The 18304-nt window shown below is 62.6% G+C and carries 19 protein-coding genes; 8 read left to right on the plus strand and 11 right to left on the minus strand.

Going from position 1 to position 18304, the window contains the following annotated elements; all coding sequences use genetic code 11:
* From motB to fliD, 9 genes are all read right to left on the minus strand, one after another.
* Positions 1-861: a flagellar motor protein MotB gene (gene motB, locus E0L37_RS08880; protein ID WP_133491392.1), complete on the minus strand. Its 861-nt coding sequence runs from the start codon at positions 859-861 to the stop codon at positions 1-3.
* On the minus strand, positions 858-1745 hold the full coding sequence (motA, locus tag E0L37_RS08885; RefSeq protein ID WP_133491393.1) for a flagellar motor stator protein MotA: 888 nt from the start codon (positions 1743-1745) through the stop codon (positions 858-860). Before motA ends, motB begins: the two co-directional genes overlap by 4 nt.
* Before the next feature lie 1202 nt (positions 1746-2947).
* Positions 2948-3520 carry a flagellar transcriptional regulator FlhC gene (gene flhC, locus E0L37_RS08890; protein ID WP_133491394.1) on the minus strand — a complete coding sequence of 191 codons (573 nt, stop codon included), beginning with the start codon at positions 3518-3520 and terminating at the stop codon, positions 2948-2950.
* Between the two features lie 3 nt (positions 3521-3523).
* Complete coding sequence (gene flhD, locus E0L37_RS08895; protein ID WP_133491395.1) at positions 3524-3850, minus strand: flagellar transcriptional regulator FlhD; 327 nt, start codon at positions 3848-3850, stop codon at positions 3524-3526.
* Positions 3851-4331: 481 nt separating this feature from the next.
* The gene (locus E0L37_RS08900; protein WP_133491396.1) at positions 4332-4619 is read right to left on the minus strand and encodes an EscU/YscU/HrcU family type III secretion system export apparatus switch protein; all 288 of its coding nucleotides are present in this window, start codon (positions 4617-4619) and stop codon (positions 4332-4334) included.
* Positions 4612-5703 (minus strand): flagellar hook-length control protein FliK, encoded by a 1092-nt coding sequence (locus E0L37_RS08905; protein WP_133491397.1) that lies wholly within the window; start codon positions 5701-5703, stop codon positions 4612-4614. Before E0L37_RS08905 ends, E0L37_RS08900 begins: the two co-directional genes overlap by 8 nt.
* On the minus strand, positions 5700-6116 hold the full coding sequence (locus tag E0L37_RS08910; protein WP_133491398.1) for a flagellar protein FliT: 417 nt from the start codon (positions 6114-6116) through the stop codon (positions 5700-5702). Before E0L37_RS08910 ends, E0L37_RS08905 begins: the two co-directional genes overlap by 4 nt.
* A complete protein-coding gene (fliS, locus tag E0L37_RS08915; RefSeq protein WP_133491399.1) occupies positions 6113-6538 on the minus strand; it encodes a flagellar export chaperone FliS in 426 nt (141 codons plus the stop codon). Before fliS ends, E0L37_RS08910 begins: the two co-directional genes overlap by 4 nt.
* Before the next feature lie 119 nt (positions 6539-6657).
* Positions 6658-8007, minus strand: a complete 1350-nt coding sequence (fliD, locus tag E0L37_RS08920) for a flagellar filament capping protein FliD (RefSeq protein ID WP_133491400.1) — start codon at positions 8005-8007, stop codon at positions 6658-6660.
* 439 nt (positions 8008-8446) lie between these two features.
* On the opposite strand from fliD, the gene E0L37_RS08925 reads away from it, so the two are divergent.
* The gene (locus E0L37_RS08925; RefSeq protein ID WP_133491401.1) at positions 8447-9559 is read left to right on the plus strand and encodes a FliC/FljB family flagellin; all 1113 of its coding nucleotides are present in this window, start codon (positions 8447-8449) and stop codon (positions 9557-9559) included.
* Positions 9560-9785: 226 nt separating this feature from the next.
* On the opposite strand, the gene bla is transcribed toward E0L37_RS08925, so the two are convergent.
* The gene (gene bla / locus E0L37_RS08930) at positions 9786-10622 is read right to left on the minus strand and encodes a class A beta-lactamase (RefSeq protein WP_370450524.1); all 837 of its coding nucleotides are present in this window, start codon (positions 10620-10622) and stop codon (positions 9786-9788) included.
* Between the two features lie 205 nt (positions 10623-10827).
* Here bla and E0L37_RS08935 point away from each other — a divergent pair, with 205 nt between their 5' ends.
* Positions 10828-11721 (plus strand): LysR family transcriptional regulator, encoded by an 894-nt coding sequence (locus tag E0L37_RS08935; RefSeq protein ID WP_133491403.1) that lies wholly within the window; start codon positions 10828-10830, stop codon positions 11719-11721.
* Between the two features lie 246 nt (positions 11722-11967).
* On the plus strand, positions 11968-12318 hold the full coding sequence (locus E0L37_RS08940) for a flagellar protein FlaG (protein WP_133491404.1): 351 nt from the start codon (positions 11968-11970) through the stop codon (positions 12316-12318).
* A gap of 182 nt (positions 12319-12500) precedes the next feature.
* On the opposite strand, the gene fliE is transcribed toward E0L37_RS08940, so the two are convergent.
* Positions 12501-12818 carry a flagellar hook-basal body complex protein FliE gene (gene fliE, locus E0L37_RS08945; protein ID WP_133491405.1) on the minus strand — a complete coding sequence of 106 codons (318 nt, stop codon included), beginning with the start codon at positions 12816-12818 and terminating at the stop codon, positions 12501-12503.
* Between the two features lie 264 nt (positions 12819-13082).
* Between fliE and fliF the strand changes: the two genes are divergently transcribed.
* The 5 genes from fliF to fliJ are packed head-to-tail and all read left to right on the plus strand — an operon-like array spanning position 13083 to position 18290.
* Positions 13083-14777 carry a flagellar basal-body MS-ring/collar protein FliF gene (fliF, locus tag E0L37_RS08950; protein ID WP_133491406.1) on the plus strand — a complete coding sequence of 565 codons (1695 nt, stop codon included), beginning with the start codon at positions 13083-13085 and terminating at the stop codon, positions 14775-14777.
* Positions 14764-15780, plus strand: coding sequence for a flagellar motor switch protein FliG (gene fliG, locus E0L37_RS08955; protein ID WP_133491407.1), 1017 nt, complete (start codon positions 14764-14766; stop codon positions 15778-15780). Before fliF ends, fliG begins: the two co-directional genes overlap by 14 nt.
* Positions 15773-16483: a flagellar assembly protein FliH gene (gene fliH, locus E0L37_RS08960; protein WP_236564145.1), complete on the plus strand. Its 711-nt coding sequence runs from the start codon at positions 15773-15775 to the stop codon at positions 16481-16483. The genes fliG and fliH overlap by 8 nt, the downstream gene beginning before the upstream one ends.
* Positions 16480-17838: a flagellar protein export ATPase FliI gene (fliI, locus tag E0L37_RS08965; protein WP_133491408.1), complete on the plus strand. Its 1359-nt coding sequence runs from the start codon at positions 16480-16482 to the stop codon at positions 17836-17838. The genes fliH and fliI overlap by 4 nt, the downstream gene beginning before the upstream one ends.
* A complete protein-coding gene (gene fliJ, locus E0L37_RS08970; protein WP_133491409.1) occupies positions 17835-18290 on the plus strand; it encodes a flagellar export protein FliJ in 456 nt (151 codons plus the stop codon). The genes fliI and fliJ overlap by 4 nt, the downstream gene beginning before the upstream one ends.
* Positions 18291-18304: the final 14 nt, after the last annotated feature.

Raw genomic sequence — 18304 nt, forward strand, 5'->3', positions numbered from 1 at the left:
TTACTCCTGTAGCGGGGTCAATGCCGCCGGCTCGCTTTCCACGCGAATACGCCGCGCCGCCCGTTCATTCAGCACCAGTATCGTGATACGACGATTGACCGGATCCCCGGGGTGACTGCCGATCATTGGCACCCGATCACCCAGTCCCGCCACGCGCAGTAACTTGTCCGGCTCAAGACCACCGGCAATCAATTCACGGCGCGAGGCGTTGGCGCGGTCGGCGGACAACTCCCAGTTGCTGTAGCCGCGCTCACCGTTGGCATAGGGCAGGCTGTCGGTATGGCCGGTGATGCTGAGCGGGTTTGGCAGGTCATTCAGCAGCGGCGCGAGGGTGCGCAACAACTCGCGCATATAGGGCGCCACCTGATCACTGCCCAGATGAAACATGGGGCGAGGATCGGTATCCAGAAGCTGAATCCTCAGCCCCTCCGGGGTCACGTCGAAACGCATCTGTTGACGCAGTTCGCGCAAGCTGTCGTCGGCGCTGATGGTGCTCTCGATGCGCCGCTGCAACTCCAGGAACTGACGCTGCATCTCCGCCGGCCGGGTCTGGTCGCGCAGGTCAATACGTGCCTGTTCCCCTTTGGCATGGGCCGGGTCATCGCCGCCGCCGGGAATCGCACTGGTACTGGCGGTACTGCGGTCACCGCCGGTCATCGCCACGTTCAGCGGCGTGCGGAAATACTCGGCCAGTCCCTGCAATTGCTGCGGCGTGGCGGTGGAGATCATCCACAAGACCAGGAACAATGCCATCAGCGCCGTCATGAAATCGGCCAGCGCGATCTTCCAACTGCCGCCGTGATGCGCCTCGGCACGACGCGAGCGGCGACGAACGACAATGCGGCGAACGGCCTCACTCATGCCTCACCCACACCCACGCCCTTGTCATCACGCGGGGTGCCGCGCACATGATCTTCCAATTCACTGAAGCTGGGACGCTCGCTGGTGTGCAGCGCCTTGCGCCCAAACTCCACCGCCAGCTGCGGAGCATAGCCGTTCAGGTTGGCGAGCAGGGTGACGCGAATGCATTGCAGCATCTTCACCCCCTCATGCACCTGCCGGTCAATGCGACTGGCCAGCGGGTTGACGAAACCGTAGGCCAGCAGAATGCCGAGAAAGGTACCCACCAGCGCCTGGGCGATCATGTATCCCATCGCATCCACACCCGCGTCGGCGGCCCCCAGCGCCTTCACCACCCCGAGCACGGCGGCGACGATACCAAAAGCGGGCAAGGCGTCCCCGACCTTGGATAACGCATCGGCGGGGATATGCGCTTCGTCCTCGAACGCCTCGATTTCATGGGCCATCAGTTCATCGAGCTCATGCGGGTCCATGCTGCCGCTGATCATCAATCGCAGGTAATCGGTGATGAAGCCCATGATCATCGGGTCTTCCCGCAGCTCCGGATAATCGGCGAACAGCTCGCTGTCCCGCGGATTCTCGATATCACGCTCAATGCCCAGTACCCCTTCGCGGCGCATCTTCGACAGCAGCTTGTACAGCAGCGACATCAACGACATGTAGGTTTCCTTGCCGTAGCGGGTGGTGCGCTTGAGCTGAGACGAGGAACGCAGCGTGGCTTTGATCGCCTTGCCATTATTGGCGGCGATGAAGGACCCCACGGCGGCACCACAGATCATCATGATTTCACTGGGTTGATAGAGCGGACCGAGATGACCGCCGGCCAGAAAAAAGCCACCGAACACGGAAAACGCCACGATGATGAAACCAATGGGGATCAGCACAACCGGATTCCTTACGCCGCTGAATCAGTTCACCGCCTCCGGGGAGCACGGTTTACGAACACTCTCACTTCTGTATCGGCAGGAACGGGTGGGGCTTTAGGGGAATGTGCGTGGGTATGACGGTTCTCGTTGAACCTGCCGTAGCCGACCACTTCCCATGGTTGGGGCCACGAAGGCACTGTGGGAAGCTTGCTTGCAAGCGAATGGAGCAACACCGGAGGCCGGCATTCGCCAGCAAGCTGGTCTCCCACGGTTTGAGCCACTAAGCCTCCGTGGGAAGCTTGCTTGCAAGCGAATGGAGCAACGCCGGAGGCCGGCATTCGCCAGCAAGCTGGTCTCCCACGGTTTGAGCTACCAAGCCTTCGTGGGAAGCTTGCTTGCAAGCGAATGGAGCAACGCCGGAGGCCGGCATTCGCCAGCAAGCTGGTCTCCCACGGTTTGAGCTACCAAGCCTCCGTGGGAAGCTTGCTTGCAAGCGAATGGAGCAACACCGGAGGCCGGCATTCGCCAGCAAGCTGGTCTCCCACGGAGTGTGCCACTAAGCCTCCGTGGGAAGCTTGCTTGCAAGCGAATGGAGCAACGCCGGAGGCCGGCATTCGCCAGCAAGCTGGTCTCCCACGGAGTGTGCCACGAAGGCACTGTGGGAAGCTTGCTTGCAAGCGAATGGAGCAACACCGGAGACCGGCATTCGCCAGCAAGCTGGTCTCCCACGGTTTGAGCCACGAAGCCTTCGTGGGAAGCTTGCTTGCAAGCGAATGGAGCAACGCCGGAGGCCGGCATTCGCCAGCAAGCTGGTCTCCCACGGTTTGAGCCACTAAGCCTCCGTGGGAAGCTTGCTTGCAAGCGAATGGAGCAACGCCGGAGGCCGGCATTCGCCAGCAAGCTGGTCTCCCACGGAGTGTGCCACGAAGGCACTGTGGGAAGCTTGCTTGCAAGCGAATGGAGCAACGCCGGAGACCGGCATTCGCCAGCAAGCTGGTCTCCCACGGAGTGTGCCACGAAGCCACTGTGGGAAGCTTGCTTGCAAGCGAATGGAGCAACGCCGGAGACCGGCATTCGCCAGCAAGCTGGTCTCCCACGGAGTGTGCCACGAAGGCACTGTGGGAAGCTTGCTTGCAAGCGAATGGAGCAACGCCGGAGACCCTATTCGTCAGCAAGCTGGCTCCCACAGAGTGTGCCACGAAGCCGCTGTGGGTAGCCTGCTAGGCGTAGGAGGCCGACACCGAACCGTCGTCCAGCAGCGGTCCCGTGCTCCGGGCTCGTTTCCGGGTCTTGCCCGCCCGCGACGGTGGCTGACAAATACCACAGACGAAATTCTGCGTCGGAGTATGGGCATGGGTGACGAAATGCCCTCCGCAACAGGTACAGGCGGATAGCTCGAACATTTCGCTTTCAAAAAAACGTACCAGGGTCCAGGCGCGGGTCAGCCCCAGCACCGGCTCGGCGCCATCCAACGCCATTTGCTCCAGGTAAAGCCGGTAGGCCTTGACGAACCCTTCCATACGCCCGCACCGCTGATGCACGGTGAGGTGACGAAAGAAGCCGTAGAACAACGACGAGTGAATGTTCGGCAACCAGGTAATGAACCAGTCCGTGGAAAACGGCAACATGCCCTTCGGCGGCGACATGCCCCGTACTTCCTTGTACAGACGGATCAACCGGCCACGACTGAGCTCGGTCTCTGATTCCAGCACTTGCAACCGGGCGCCCAGTTCAATCAGCTCAATAGCAAGCTGCACCTGCCGCATCTCGCCAACCAGACTCTTTTCGCTCATGACTCACCCTTGCCGCGCGGCCACGGCATCGCCGGTGGCGGTCATCAACAAGGCGGCATGGGTCTGCCCCAGCCCCTGTTCACGCTTGTGATTGGTCAACGCCTGCAACTGGCCGGCGTCATCCAACCCGAGTCGGAACAGAAACTGGTTGGTACGCGCCAGACGGCTGAGTTGACGCGCGGAGAGGGACAACAGCACCTCCGCCATGGACTCGTCGATTTTCAAACGAAACAAAGCGGTGGCGTAATCTTCCTGCAACAGGCGTTGTGCCAGCAGCAGATAGGTCAGATTCAGATCCTGAATTTCATTCAGTATGTTGTCGACGTTCATTGTTGCGCTTGCTCCTTCGGTACCCGTACCGAGAGAGTCCCTGACCTGCTTTGGCCGAGGACTCCCGATCCCCCGTTCCATCCGTCTTGCCCGCCGGCCGGCATCGTTTCGATGGGCGGCGGGAGCCTGCTCATCGGCACCGGTGATATTGTTGTTCCGGTGGGCTTTTGAGTCGGGACCTTCGTCCACGACTAAGCATTTAGCGTGACAAGCATCACACTAAAGTACCAAAATAGTGATACATTTCACATACCACTTTTGAATTATTTCAAACTTTCAACTTCTTTCAGGATAGAGGCGGGAGAATGCGGGAAACGGCGGCGAACCGGCTGGGTTTGGAGAGCCACCGAGAAACGTCATGCCGGACTCGATCCGGCATTTCCCTCTACCAGGTCATACAACCGGTAGAGGGAGAACCCGGGTCAAACCCGGGATGAAGCAAGGGGGGTAAGCCCGGAATAACAAGGTGTTCAGGGGTTCCTCAGGTCTGCTCCCCAGGCGGATCCTGCTCCAGTTGATGGACCCAGACCAGCAACTCCGCCACCACCTGGTACAGGGCTTCGGGAATACGCTGGTCCAGATCGACGGTCATCAGCAAAGCCACCAGCTCCGGCGCGCCATGGACGAAGACGCCATGGCGGCGGGCCTCTTCCACCAGCCGCTCGGCCAGGTCGCCGTAGCCCTTGGCCATGACCCTCGGGGCACCGTCGCCTTCCCGATAGGCCAGAGCCACCGCCCGGCGGCGCGAAGTATCGCTCCCCTCACTCATCGGCGTTTTGCTCCGGATCAGGCTTCGCCACCTTGATCAAGACCCGCAGCCCCAGAGCCTCGAGGCGGTCCCGGAGCATCGACTCTCCTGCGCGCAGACACACCAAGGTTTCTTCCCTCGGTGCCGTCAATTGGAGATTCAAGCGGTCTTCCCGCAACCACAGTTGTACCCGGATCTCGCCGAGCGCTTCGGTGCTCACTTCCAATTGCGACCGCCAGGTTCCCTCCTCCTCGCCGGAACGGCGGGGGTTTTCACCGTCGGCGTCGGACCGGGACTCCCGTGGCGGAGCCTGTATCAGCAACGCGGCGAACAACCCCGACCAAAGGTCACCTTCCCAGCGCAATACCGGCGTCGCCAGCAACTCCAGTTGGTGACGTACCACCGGCTGCACACTCTCTTCCACGGTGGCGACATGACGTTGCCCGGCGGCAGCGGCCACTGGCGGCTCCCCATCCGTTTCCCCGATACCAGTAATTACCATGCCCTCCGCCCCCCTGATCGTGGCGGGTCCCGGCGCCGGGACAAGCCCGGGCGTGGCGGCCGGCCCCGGCGCCAGCCGCATTTGCGGCTCCGCCCGCAAGGCCGCCAGAGGACGTTCACCGCGAAACCATTGGCCCAGGTGGGATTCGTAGAACAAGCCGCTGTGCTCCACGCTGCCCCGTAGAGCCGCCGCCAACGGAGCGGGAGACAGCGGCGGCCCGGACAACAGCGGCCCCGCCGGCCGCACCGCGGAAGGCGGCGCGGGGTAGCGGATCAAAAGATCGGCGATGGCGCGGGCGGCACCGCTGAAATGGGTTCTGGTGGATGCCGGTGTGGCGCCCGGGGTCAATACCGATGCGGGCGGCGGTGCCCGCTCCCCGGCCTTGGCGGCATCCCGGGCGTGGACCTCCGCTATCCCGGGTGATTTCGGCGACGGAGATTGAGGCGCCAATGGCGGACGCTCGTCCCGCCCCAATGCCTCGATGGCCTGCCCGGGCACCAAGGGGGTGACCGGTTGATTGAGCGGCGTTGGCGCCGGGCCATCCATCCGTCGCCCGAGCACCTGGTGCAGCAGGGTATCGAGCAACGGCGTGATGGTGCTCACGGCGTCCCTTTATGCAACGGGTCGCGATGAAAGCGCGCTCGGCCGTCCACCACCTGGGCGGAATGAGACTGATAGGTGCGATGCAGGTCCTGGCGGCGGCGGCTGGTGCCAAGCAGTTGATCAAGCTCGTCGCGACGTGCCATCAAGCAGCGGCGCACTTCCAGATCCTGTTCAAGAATCCGCTCCAGCAACGCCGCCTTGCGCTCCTGTTCTTCCACGTTGAAGGACAGATCCCGCTCGATGCGTGACAGACGATCCACCTCGAGAACATAACGGGACTGTTCATCCACCAGCGCCTCCCAATCCTTCTGCCGGACACAGGCCAGCATTCGGGTGGACTGGGCAAGCAGGGTTTCATAGCTTACCAACACCCCCTCGGGGGTCGGCACGGAGTCCGTGTTTTGACTACTCATACCCCCTCCGCGGAATGCCGTGGATCAATGTCGCGCCAGGCGGACCCGATATTTTCCAGCAGCTCCGCCGCTTGCCGCAGACGCTCGTCGTCATTATACAGGTTGGCGGCCAGCAGCAGCCGCGCCACATAGTCATACAACGCCGCCAGACGTTCGGCCAACTCGCCACCACGCTCCAGGTCAAGCGCGGCCTTCAGACCATTGTTGACGATGTCCAGCGCCTTGGAGATCGTGGCTCCTTTTTCCGCGGCGCGGCCGTCCTGCAAATGCAGGCGGGCGGTGCGGATGGCGCTTTGCGCTCCATCAAAAAGCAAGGTAATCAATTGGTGGGGACTGGCGGACATCACGCCACTCTCCACCCCCACTCTGGCGTAGGCGCCGGCTCCGCGTGCAAAGGCGGAATGACCACCGGTATTGTTCATGATCCGCGCTCCCAACCTGGCTTGGAAAGCCGGCCCGCCATGGACCAGTGAGCCGCTCTCGTCTCACCATACACCGCCATTTCGTCAGCCTCCCGGGTTCCGTTTACTGCTTTCGTTTTTTACTGCTTCAATTGCGCATTGAGCATGTCGAACTGCTGGGTCAAATAGCTGCTGGTGGCGTTCATCTGCGCCACCATACTGTCCAGTTTCTGGAACTGGGTACGATAACGCTCCACGGTGGCGGCGATGCTCTGCTCCATGCGGTCGTAGCGTTTCGACAGACTGTCGATGCTGGTCTGAAAGCCCTCGGTGACGCGATCAATCATGCCGTCATCCTCCAGCATGTCTTCCAGCGCGGAATCCAGCTTGCCGATCATGCCGTCGCCCTCGTCACGGCCAACAAAGAAACGGGACACCCCTTCCAGATTATTGCTGATGGCTTCGTCGAGATCGTCGTCATCCACCTTCAGGGTGCCATCCCGTTGCAGGGAGACCCCCAGGTCCGCCAGCACCCGGTATTCGCCTTCGTCCACGCCGGCACTCAGCACCCCGCGCAATTCGGACTCAATACGGCGCACCGTGGAATTCCCTATCAGCTCGCCACTTACGCCGGTTTCACTGTCGAAACGGGTCAGACTGCCGAGACTCTCCTTGAGGTTATTGAAGGCGGAGACGAAATCGTTGACCGCCTTTTTGATCGCATCCGTGTCCCGGGTGATATCCAGGCTGGATTCGCCTTCTTCCACCAGATTCAAGGTAACGCCCTGGATCGCGTCTTCCACCTTGTTACTCTGACTCTGCATGGCGATGCCGTTGATGGTGAATTCGGCGTTGCGGGCGGTCACCTCGGAGGCGCCATCCAGGGACAGCGCGGAACCCAGCCCGCCGGAGAAGCTGACGCCACTGATCGCCTCTTCCGTTCCGGTCTTCGTCGACGTCATCACCAGCCGGTAGGGCGTGCCGCTGCCGTCGTTGACGATGGAGGCCTGCACGCCCTTGTTCTGGTCATTGATGGCATCACGCAGATCCTTGAGGGAGCTCTTGTCCGCGCTCAAAGTGACCTCGAGGGATTCACCGTTGGCCAGATCGATGGAGACCGATCCCGCCCCCAGATCCGCATCCTTATCGGCCACCCCCTGGGTGGCGATACTGTAAGCGCGGGCACGCTGGGTCACATTGATATCGAAGCTGCCCAGCGCCACATCCGTACCGGTGGTGAAGGTGATCGATTCACCAGTCTGGCTGGTGGCCACGCTGCGGAAGCTGTCTTCTTCACCCAAGGTCTCGGCGGCGTCCTGGAACTTTGCCAGCGCGCTCTCCAGGGTACCGAAGGCGGAGATCTTGGCCTGGTAGCTGGCCGCCTGATTGGTGATCGGGGTCAGCTTCTGCCGCTCGGCGGCCTCGAGCTGATCCAACAATCCATTCAGATCCAGGCCGGACCCGACGCCTAAAGATGCGATGCTGGCCATAGTGCTTCCTTCTCCTGGCAGGAAAGTGAAACGGAAGGGGCAAAAGGGGACAGGCTCCTCCCCGGCGTGAGGCCTTCCGGATCCTCACCGCTTACCTCAGCTATCGGCCCCACCGCAGCGGACTTTAGCGTCTTTGGCAAAAAGTGAAGCGTCGATTAGAAGGAGGAATGCACGGTATCTCCGGACGCCGATAATGCAAAACCAGACCCAACGCCCTGGCAAGTACTAAAACGCTTATTTATTTCCGCAATGCTCTTCGACCTGGTGTTCTAAAGCGTCCGGCATCAAGCGTCCGGCGTCCGGCTTTTTTTCTCCCCCCCCCCTAAAGCTCCCCGCCGAACCGCCGAAAGACTGAATAACGGCCCGCGCCGTTGCGGCGCTCCCGATGGGAGCCGCCGGTGTAGCTAAACCGATTTGGTCACCAGCAAAGGACACTGATATGTCAGTCATCAACACCAACATTACCGCCATGATCGGCCAGCAGAACCTGGGCCGTTCCCAGAGCGCGCTGCAAACCTCAATGGAGCGTCTGTCTTCCGGCCTGCGTATCAACAGCGCCAAGGACGATGCCGCCGGTCAGGCCATCGCCAACCGCATGAGCTCCCAGATCACCGGTCTGTCCCAGGCCCAGCGTAACGCCAACGACGGCATCTCCGTGGCCCAGACCGCGGAAGGCGCCCTGAACCAGATCAACGACAACCTGCAGCGTGTCCGCGAACTGACGGTTCAGGCACAGAACGGCACCAACAGCGGCTCTGACCTGACCTCCATCCAGGACGAAATCAATCAGCGCCTGTCAGAAATTGATCGCATTTCCAAAGAAACCGACTTCAACGGCGTTAAGGTACTGGCCAGCAACCAGGATCTGTCCATTCAAGTTGGCGCCAATGATGGCGAGAAGATCACCCTGAACCTGAAAGAAATCAACTCCACCACCCTCAAGCTCGGCGGCTTCAATGTGGGCTCGCTGTCCGGCTCCCTGACCGAAATCACCACCGATGATGGCGCCGGCAACACCACTACCAACCAGATCGACCTGAGCGGCATTGCCAACGGTCCAGCCGGTGATGTTACTTTGCACGGTTATGGCGCCTACGACTCCACCACAGGCAAATACGCTGAGTACGCCATCAAGGACGAAGACGGCAACATGTACAAAATTGCCGCCGCCGATGTTGCAGCCAACGGCGCGGTAACCCACGATTTCACCGATGCGGCGGGTCTGCAAGCCGCCAAGGATGCATACGACGCCGACGCGGAAGCTGGCCTGACCGCCACCGCCAATCCGCTGGATACCCTGGACACCGCTCTGAGCACCGTGGATTCCCTGCGTTCCGAGCTGGGTGCCATGCAGAACCGTTTCGAGTCCGCCATCACCAACCTGGGCACCACCGAAACCAACCTCTCCGCCGCCCGTTCCCGCATCGAGGACGCGGACTACGCGGTGGAAGTGTCCAACATGACCCGTGCGCAGATTCTGCAGCAAGCCGGTACTTCCGTGCTGGCTCAGGCCAACCAGGTACCGCAGTCCGTGCTGTCCCTGTTGGGTTAATGTTTATCGGTGCCCGGCCCCTGGCCGGGTGCTGCTTTTGCGCTCACCTTCGCATCAGGCCCCCATTTTTTGGGGGCTTTTTTTGTGACCGCCGCCCTACACCGGTTCGCTGCCAAGGCAGCTTCCCACAGCGGCTTCGTAGTTCCCTCTGTGGGAAGCTGCCTTGGCAGCGAATACAGAATGGACTCTCGCGCCAGTAGCTTGGCTTGCAGGGCAAGCGCCCCTTCTACCCTTTACTCACCATCTCCGCCACCTCGGCGATGATCCGGTCCCGGGCTCCGGCTTCCGCCTTTGGCATCTCGCAATACACCGTCACCAATATTGCCCCCCGGTCCCGCGACCAAGCCACACCAATGTCATTACCGTAGCCCAGTTCATCGCCGCTGGTGCCGGTTTTGTCGGCCACCAGCCAGCCGTCCGGAAAGCCGGCACGCAGCCGCCGGTCCCCGGTTTTGTTGGCGATCATCCACGCCGCCAGTTGCGCGCGGCCGTGGGCGGAAAGCACTTCGCCGAACAACAACCGATGCAGGGTCTCCAACATCGCCGCAGGCGAGGTGGTGTCGTATTCGCCATCAGGACCACCATAACCATTCAGTTCCGGCTCCAGCCGATCCAGCCGTGTCACTGGATCACCGCTTTCGCGCAGAAAATCCGTCAGCGCCCCGGGGCCGCCAAAGCTCTTTATCAGCAGGTTGGCGGCACCGTTGTCGCTCCAGGCCACCGCCGCTTCACACAGCTCCGCCACGGTCATGCCCCCTTCTCCGGTTCGCTTCCCGGTCACCGGCGACCAGCCCACCAGATCCTCCCGGGACACCAACAGCCGCCGGTCCAGACTCTCCTCGCCGCGATCCACCCGCGCCAGCACCAGTGCCGCCGCCAACGCCTTGAAGGTACTGCACATAAGAAAACGCTCATCCACACGGTGGCCGGCTCGATAGCCGGTGGCGAGATTCCAGACCGCCACCCCGACACGGCCACCATGCCGGTGCTCCCACTCCTGGCACCGGCGACTCAGCAGGTCACTCACCTTACCGTGATCGGTGGCCTTCGCCGCCAGCCCCATGACCGGCAACGCCAACATGGAGCCCAGCAGAAAACCTCTGCGTGACAGTCCCGCGCTCATATCCCGTTCTCCCTGCCATTTCCGCGCCTTCGGCCCTTTCCGTCCGGTCGCGACGGCTACTATGGGAAGCCACCAACGCGTTGACAAACGATCAATTCTCCACTCAGATATGAGAAAACCTTGGCCTTCGACCAGAATCGCTCCAATGGATGTTCCGCAACTGCCCCTGAATGCCCTGCGCGCCTTCGAGGCTTCCGCCAGGCTGTGCAACTTCACCCGCGCCGGACAGGAACTCAACGTCACCCAGACCGCCATCAGCCACCAGGTCAAGGCGCTGGAAGACCAACTTGGCGTTACCCTTTTTACCCGGCTTCCCCGGGGGCTGGCGCTCACTGATGAAGGTCAGGCGCTACTGCCGGTCCTGACCGACGCTTTTCGCCGTATCAGCGGCGCCGTCACCCGCGTGCAAGAAGGCCGTTTCCAGGAAGTGGTGACCCTTGGCGTGGTCGGTACCTTCGCCTCGGGGTGGCTGCTGCCACGCCTGTCCGACTTCCGTGATCGCCACCCGGCCATCGATTTGCGTTTGAAGACCAACAACAACGTGGCGGATATCGTCGCCGAAGGGTTGGATTACTTCATTCGCTTCGGTGATGGCGCCTGGCACGGTACCGACGCTGTTCCGTTACTGGACGCGCCGCTGTCGCCAGTCTGTGCCCCGGCGCTGGCGAATCAGTTGAAGCAACCGGCGGACTTGCACGCGGTGCCACTGCTGCGCTCGTTCCGCCGCGATGAATGGGAGCGCTGGTTCCGGGCCGCCGACACGGTACCGGCGACACCCCGGGGCGGCATGTTTGATTCCTCTGCCCTGTTGCTGGAAGCCGCCGCGGGCGGCGAAGGCGTGGCCCTGTTACCGGTGACGATGTTCCAGGAAGTGCTGAAACAAGGCCGGGTGAAGCAACCCTTCGAACTGGTCGTGGATACCGGCCGCTACTGGCTGACCAAACTGAAATCGCGGGAAGAAACGCCAGCCATGCTGCAGCTTCGCGCCTGGCTGGAACAATCTTTACGCGGAGGCGGCGCCGCGGCCTTGCCGAGATGAATTTGGAGATTGCCACGAAGCTGCTGTGGGAAGCTGGCTTGCCAGCAAATCCAGCGTGAATTCATATCTGTGGCCCCATTCGCTGCCAAGGCAGCTTCCCACAGCGGCTTCGTAGTCTGGTTGGAGGGAAGCTGCCGAATCGGAATGCAGGCATGCCAGCACTTCGCCCCAACCTCTAAAGTTTTTCCATGGCACGCCGATACTCCTGCCAGACGTTACCTGTGAAAACCAATAAGGATCATCGCCATGAGCGCTCCGGTGGACCCGCTGGCCTCGTCGTTGCCGTCACAGTTTTCTTTTCAATCCGCCCGGCAGAGGGTGGAACGGGTGCTGGCTCAGTTACCCCTGACCGATTCGCAAACCCGCCAGCCCGAGCCGGACCGCGACAGCCTGGTGGAGCCGGTGCAACGGATCAACGACGTGTTGCGCCCCTACGGTGTGCAGTTTGATCTCAGTGATGATTCCGGCCGGACCATCATTCTGGTGGTGGACCGGGAGAGCGGCCAGGTGATCCGCCAGATACCGCCGGAGGAAGCGCTCAATGCCTATCAGCGCATGGAAGAAATGAAAGGGCGACTGTTGCGCTTGGAAGTATAAGCCGGACGCCGGACGCCGGACGCCGGACGCCGGACGCCGGACGCCGGACGCCGGACGCCGGACGCCGGACGCCAAAAGATGAAAAGCCGACCCGAACGCCTCGGCAAGCCCCGAATGCGTTTATTTACATCCGCCATGCTCTCCGTCTCGGTGTTCCAAAGCGTCTGGCGTCAAGCGCTCCCTCACACTTGCATATTCATGATTTCTTTATAGGCGGACACCAGCCGGTTACGCATTTGCACGCCCATTTCAAACGCCACACTGGCCTTCTGCGAATCCACCATTACCTGCGGCAATGACACATTCGGATCCCCGGCCTGAAAAGCCCGGGCCTGCTCTCCGGCGGCCTGCTGCAAACCATTGATCCGCTCCAGCGACGCACGCAACTCGTTGGCGAAATCACCATGCCCGCCGGTGGAGCCGGAACCGGACACCCCCCCGGCATCCGCGGCCAGTTGCCTCATCTGACTCAGCACGGATTGAATCTCCGGCGTGCTCATTTCGCTGTCTCCGGTTTTTTTGATAGCGCCCAGACTAGCAAGGCGGTCCGAATCGCGATGCCGGTAATTAACGACAAAAAGACAGGCTTTTCTCGCCTTTGCGTGGCGGCGCTCTACGCATAATGGCAAAGCCCACGGCTCCATGAGCCCGTTCACGCAAGCGACCATAGGTTAGGCAAGGGTGATCATGTATCGCGTTCTTCTGCATCGACAGCGTCCCCGGCGCGGACTCGCGCACCGCCTTGAAGCGGGAACCCGGCCATCATGAGCGGGGCGTCCACCGGCAACGCCACCACCGCCACCGGCCAGTCCAGCCCGCTGGCTCCCTGGCTGGCCAGGCTGCGCGCCAATCCGCTTATCCCATTACTGGTGGCGGGCGCCGCGGTGGTGGCGATCGTCGCCGCGTTGTTGCTGTGGGCCAGCGCTCCCACCTACCGCGTGTTGTTCAGCAATCTCACCGAAGCGGACGGCGGCCGCATCATCGCCGCCCTTGAACAACAGGGTGTGCGGTACCGTTTCAGCGAGGGCGGTCAGGCCCTGCTGGTGCCCGGCGATCAGGTGCACAAGCTACGTTTGCAACTGGCGGAACAGGGGCTGCCGGAAGGCGGCAATGTGGGCCTGGACATCATGGAGAAGCAGGCGTTCGGCGTCAGTCAGTTCGCCGAGCAGGTGAACTTCCAGCGCGGCCTGGAAGGCGAGCTGGCCCGCTCCATCGAAGCGCTGGGTCCGGTGGAACGGGCCCGTGTGCACCTGGCGCTGGCCAAACCCTCTGTCTTCATCCGCGACCGCCAGCCCGCCAAAGGCTCGGTGGTTCTGACACTGCAGCCCGGCCGCGCGCTCGGCGATGCCCAGGTCAACGCCATGGTTCATTTGGTGGCCAGCAGCGTACCGGAACTGGCGCCGGAAGACGTCACCGTGGTGGATCAAGGCGGCCGCCTGCTGTCCCGGGAAACCGGCCCCGGCCATGATCTGGACGGCACCCGCCTGCGCTATACCGAGGAAGTCGAGCGCGCCTATCAACAGCGCATCGAAAAAATCCTGGAGCCGATTCTCGGCCGTGGCAATGTGCGGGCCCAGGTCACCGCGCAGATCGACTTCAGCCGCCGCGAGCAAACCGAGGAACGCTACGGCCCGAATCAGGACGGCAACCCGGCGGCGATTCGCAGCAAACGCATCAATGCTGTTTATGAAGACCCGGACGGCGGTGCCAGCGGTATCCCCGGCGCGCTCAGCAACACGCCTCCGGGGGAAGCCACCTCGCCGATCAACAACGACGGTGGCGACAATGATGATGAGGAAGACACCCCTCCCCAGCGCGTCCGCCAGGACGATCTGATCAACTACGAGCTGGATCGCAACGTCACCCACACCCAACATCATCAGGGCGGCATTCAACGCCTGTCCGTGGCGGTGGTATTGAATTACAGGGAAAAGACCGGCGAGGACGGCACCGTTCAACTGGCCCCGCTGAGCGACGAGGAACTCGACCGCATCACCGACCTGACCCGGCACGCCATGGGGTTCTCGGCGGAGCGCGGCGACGGCCTGGAGGTGGTCAACAGTCCGTTCGCCGATTTGTCCGAGCCGTTCGAGGAAAGGCCCTGGTGGCAATCACCGCAGTGGGTGGATCTGGCGTTGGGTCTGGGCCGCTATCTGCTGGTGGCGCTGGCCGCCCTGCTGCTCTACCGGTTGATCCTGCGCCCGTTGATACAGCGCTATACCGCCTCTCCCGCCGAGCCTCCCCGGCCGACGGCGGGGGGCAATGTCTCCACCGTGGTCGGCGACGACGAGGACAACGACCTGGATCCGGAAGAAGCCGTGGCCCGGCGCCGGCGCCAGCGGCGCAAGACCCTGATGTACGAAAGCAATCTGAAGGACCTGCAGGACCTGGCCCGGGACGACCCGGCCATGGTGGCCATGATCCTGCGTAGTTGGATGAACCGTAATGAGCCGACCTGACAGCAGCGCGCGCACCGCCAGCGGCGCCCGGCGCGCCGCCATTCTTTTGCTGGCCCTGGACGAAGACAGCGCCGCGGAAGTATTCCGTCACTTGTCCGCCCGAGAGGTGCAGGACATCAGTCAGGAAATGGCCGGCCTGAAGCACATTTCCCATGAGGAAATGCATCAGGTACTGGAGGATTTTTACGACGAACAGGAGCAATTCGCCGCCCTCAACCTGCGTTCCACCGATCACATCCGTTCGGTGCTGGTCAAGGCGCTGGGGCAGGAACGGGCCTCCAGTCTGCTAGAGGATATTTTCGAACAGCACGCCGGCAATTCCGGTATCGACGCGCTCAATCTGATGGACGCCAATGTGGTGTCGGAAATGATTCGTGACGAACACCCGCAGATCATCGCCACCATCCTGGTTCATCTGGAACGGCGCCAGGCCGCCGACGTGCTCGAACAGTTCGACGAGAAATTACGCAACGACGTGGTATTGCGCATCGCCACGTTCAGCGGTGTGCAGCCGGCGGCATTGCAGGAGCTCACCGAGGTACTCGGCGGCATGCTCGATGGTCAGAACCTCAAACGCAGCAAGATGGGCGGGGTGCGCACCGCCGCCGAGATTCTCAACCTGATGAACTCCAGCCAGGAAGAAGCGGTGATCAAAACCGTGCGCGCCCACAACGAGGATCTGGCCCAGCGCATCATTGACGAGATGTTCCTGTTCGAGAATCTGCTGGAACTGGACGACCGCAGCATCCAGCTGTTGCTCAAGGAGATCGACACCAAGTCGCTGATGGTGGCACTCAAAGGCGCCGAGGAAGCACTTACCGAAAAATTCCTGCGCAACATGTCCCAGCGTGCCGCCTCTCTGTTGCGCGAGGACATGGAAGCCAGTGGCCCAATACGGGTTTCGCAGGTGGAAAACGAACAGAAAGCCATTCTGCAGATAGTGCGCCGCCTCGCCGACAATGGCGACATCGTACTTTCCGGCGGGGACGATCTGTATGTCTGATTCCACCTCCCCGAGCGCGTCCTGGCGACGCTGGCGAATGGGTGATCTGGAACGCCCGCGAGCCGAGCGTCCGGAGACCAAGGCGGCCAGCCCACAACGCCCCGCGGATCAAAGCTTTGATGCGCGCTCCGAACTGAACGCCCTGCGCCGGCAGGTCCGTGACCAGGCCTACCAGGAGGGCCGCCAGGCCGGTTTCGAGGCCGGTCAGGAACAAGGCTATACCCAGGGTCTGGAACAAGGTCGCCACGATGGCGAGCAACAAGCACGGGAGCAGGCGGCGGCCAGTCTCGCTCCCCTGGCCGAACTCGCCACCCAGTTTCAAAACGCGATCCAGACCCTCGATCGGCAGATCGCCGACGACCTGGTCGATCTGGCCCTGGCGGTGGGCAAGCAGCTGGCCGGCGAGGCGCTTACCGCTCGTCCTGAGCAGGTGCTGGCTCTGGTGCGAGAGCTGCTCCACCAGGAACCGCAACTGGGCGCCGACCCACGCCTGTGGCTGCACCCGGATGACCTGGTCCTGGTGGAAGAGCATCTCGCCACGGAACTGACCGCCGCCGGCTGGCAGGTCCGGGTCGACCCGGACCTGCAACGGGGCGGCTGCCGGGTCACCGGTGATGCCGGCGAACGGGACGCCAGTCGCGCCTGCCGCTGGGACATGCTGCTGGCCAAACTGCGGCGCCAACCGCGCGAGACTGAAACTTGACGGCCACGACTCACCATGACCATTGGCGCGAGGCCCTGCAACGGGTCGGCCAGCGCCTGGCCAGCACGCCCCCCTACCGGGAGAGCGGCCGCATCGTGCGGGCCACCGGTTTGGTGCTGGAAGCGGTGGGTCTGCGTGTTCCTCTCGGCAGCGGCTGCCGCATTGAGCTGGCCGGGCGCGGGTTCGCCGAAGCTCAGGTGGTTGGATTCGCCGGCGAGCGATTGTATCTGATGCCCTTGGCGGAGCTGCACGGGCTGTCTCCCGGAGCCCGGGTGTTACCACTCGCTGATGAAGGCGGCACTCGCCGTTTTCCGCTCGGCGACACCCTGTTGGGGCGGGTGGTGGACGGCAACGGCATGCCTCTGGATGGCGGCGCGTCGCTTGGCGACTGTCCCCATGGCGGTCTCGACAGTGTTCCTCTCAATCCCATGGACCGGGCGCCCATCGACACCCCGATTGATGTCGGTATCCGCGCCATCAACGCTCTGCTCACCATCGGCCGGGGACAACGCATGGGCCTGTTCGCCGGTTCCGGCGTGGGCAAATCGGTACTGCTGGGAATGATGGCCCGCTACACCAGCGCCGATGTCATCGTGGTGGGCCTGATCGGCGAGCGGGGCCGCGAGGTGAAGGAGTTCATCGAGCATATTCTCGGTCCCGAGGGCCGCCGCCGGGCGGTGGTGGTGGCGGCCCCGGCGGACACGTCGCCCTTGCAGCGTCTGCAAGGCGCGGCCTACGCCACCCGGTTGGCGGAGGGTTTTCGCGACGCCGGCCACAACGTGCTGTTAATCATGGATTCGCTGACCCGTTACGCCATGGCGCAGCGCGAAATCGCCCTGGCCATCGGCGAACCACCCGCCACCAAGGGCTACCCGCCGTCCGTGTTCGCCAAGTTGCCGGGGCTGGTGGAGCGGGCTGGTAACGGTACCCCCGGCAGTGGTTCGATCACCGCTTTTTACACCGTGCTCACCGAAGGCGACGACCAGCAGGATCCGATCGCCGACGCCGCCCGCGCCATTCTCGATGGTCATGTGGTGCTGTCGCGCTCCCTGGCCGAGGCCGGCCACTACCCGGCCATCGATATCGAGGCCTCGATCAGCCGGGCCATGACGCAGCTGGTGCCCGCCGCCCAGCTACGCCGGGCCCAGCGCTTCAAACAGCTTTTTTCCCTGTATCAGCGCAACCGCGATTTGATCGGCGTCGGCGCCTACAGCCCCGGCCACGATCCGCAGCTGGATCAAGCAGTGCAGCTGTATCCGCGCCTGGAAGCGCTGCTGCGCCAGGACACCAACGAATGCGCCGGGCTGCAGGACGCCCACGGCGCCTTGACCCACCTGATCGGAGATCCGCCATGACACCCTCGTCGCCGTTGGACACTTTGATCGAGCAGGCCCGCCAGGCCCGCGATCAGGCCGGACACAGCCTTGCCGACGCCCGGCGCGGTCAGCAAAACACCGTGGCGCAATTGTCCACGCTGGAGAATTACCGCAATGAGTACGCCGGCCGGTTACAGGACGCTCTTGCCCGGGGTATGGATACACTGACGCTGAATACCTATCGCCGCTTCCTGGCCTCCCTGGATCAGGCCATCGAACAGGCACGGCGGGTATTGAACGAGCAACAGCGCGCCGTCGACGCCGGCCAGGACCATTGGCGTCAACGGCAACAGCGGCTGTCCTCATTCGATACCCTGGCGACGCGTCGCCAACAGCAACAGCAATACCGGGAACACCGCCAGGAACGGCGACAAACCGATGACATCGCCGGCAACCTGCACCAACGCCGGCGCCCCGGCACAGCGACCTGAAGAGTCGGAGGAGC

It is taken from the genome of Alcanivorax sp. 24 (genome assembly GCF_004360225.1).
GTDB classification, from domain to species: domain Bacteria; phylum Pseudomonadota; class Gammaproteobacteria; order Pseudomonadales; family Alcanivoracaceae; genus Alloalcanivorax; species Alloalcanivorax xiamenensis.

Excerpts from the sequence above, each read along its gene's own strand:
- flhC (WP_133491394.1), bottom strand. The coding sequence starts at position 3,520 with ATGAGCGAAAAGAGTCTGGTTGGCGAGATGCGGCAGGTGCAGCTTGCT.
- E0L37_RS08900 (WP_133491396.1), bottom strand. The coding sequence starts at position 4,619 with ATGAGTGAGGGGAGCGATACTTCGCGCCGCCGGGCGGTGGCTCTGGCC.
- fliH (WP_236564145.1), top strand. The coding sequence starts at position 15,773 with ATGTCTGATTCCACCTCCCCGAGCGCGTCCTGGCGACGCTGGCGAATG.
- E0L37_RS08935 (WP_133491403.1), top strand. The coding sequence starts at position 10,828 with ATGGATGTTCCGCAACTGCCCCTGAATGCCCTGCGCGCCTTCGAGGCT.
- fliE (WP_133491405.1), bottom strand. The coding sequence starts at position 12,818 with ATGAGCACGCCGGAGATTCAATCCGTGCTGAGTCAGATGAGGCAACTG.
- E0L37_RS08925 (WP_133491401.1), top strand. The coding sequence starts at position 8,447 with ATGTCAGTCATCAACACCAACATTACCGCCATGATCGGCCAGCAGAAC.
- E0L37_RS08940 (WP_133491404.1), top strand. The coding sequence starts at position 11,968 with ATGAGCGCTCCGGTGGACCCGCTGGCCTCGTCGTTGCCGTCACAGTTT.
- flhD (WP_133491395.1), bottom strand. The coding sequence starts at position 3,850 with ATGAACGTCGACAACATACTGAATGAAATTCAGGATCTGAATCTGACC.
- fliJ (WP_133491409.1), top strand. The coding sequence starts at position 17,835 with ATGACACCCTCGTCGCCGTTGGACACTTTGATCGAGCAGGCCCGCCAG.
- fliD (WP_133491400.1), bottom strand. The coding sequence starts at position 8,007 with ATGGCCAGCATCGCATCTTTAGGCGTCGGGTCCGGCCTGGATCTGAAT.
- fliF (WP_133491406.1), top strand. The coding sequence starts at position 13,083 with ATGAGCGGGGCGTCCACCGGCAACGCCACCACCGCCACCGGCCAGTCC.
- E0L37_RS08910 (WP_133491398.1), bottom strand. The coding sequence starts at position 6,116 with ATGAGTAGTCAAAACACGGACTCCGTGCCGACCCCCGAGGGGGTGTTG.
- fliG (WP_133491407.1), top strand. The coding sequence starts at position 14,764 with ATGAGCCGACCTGACAGCAGCGCGCGCACCGCCAGCGGCGCCCGGCGC.
- bla (WP_370450524.1), bottom strand. The coding sequence starts at position 10,622 with ATGGGGCTGGCGGCGAAGGCCACCGATCACGGTAAGGTGAGTGACCTG.
- motB (WP_133491392.1), bottom strand. The coding sequence starts at position 861 with ATGAGTGAGGCCGTTCGCCGCATTGTCGTTCGTCGCCGCTCGCGTCGT.
- fliS (WP_133491399.1), bottom strand. The coding sequence starts at position 6,538 with ATGAACAATACCGGTGGTCATTCCGCCTTTGCACGCGGAGCCGGCGCC.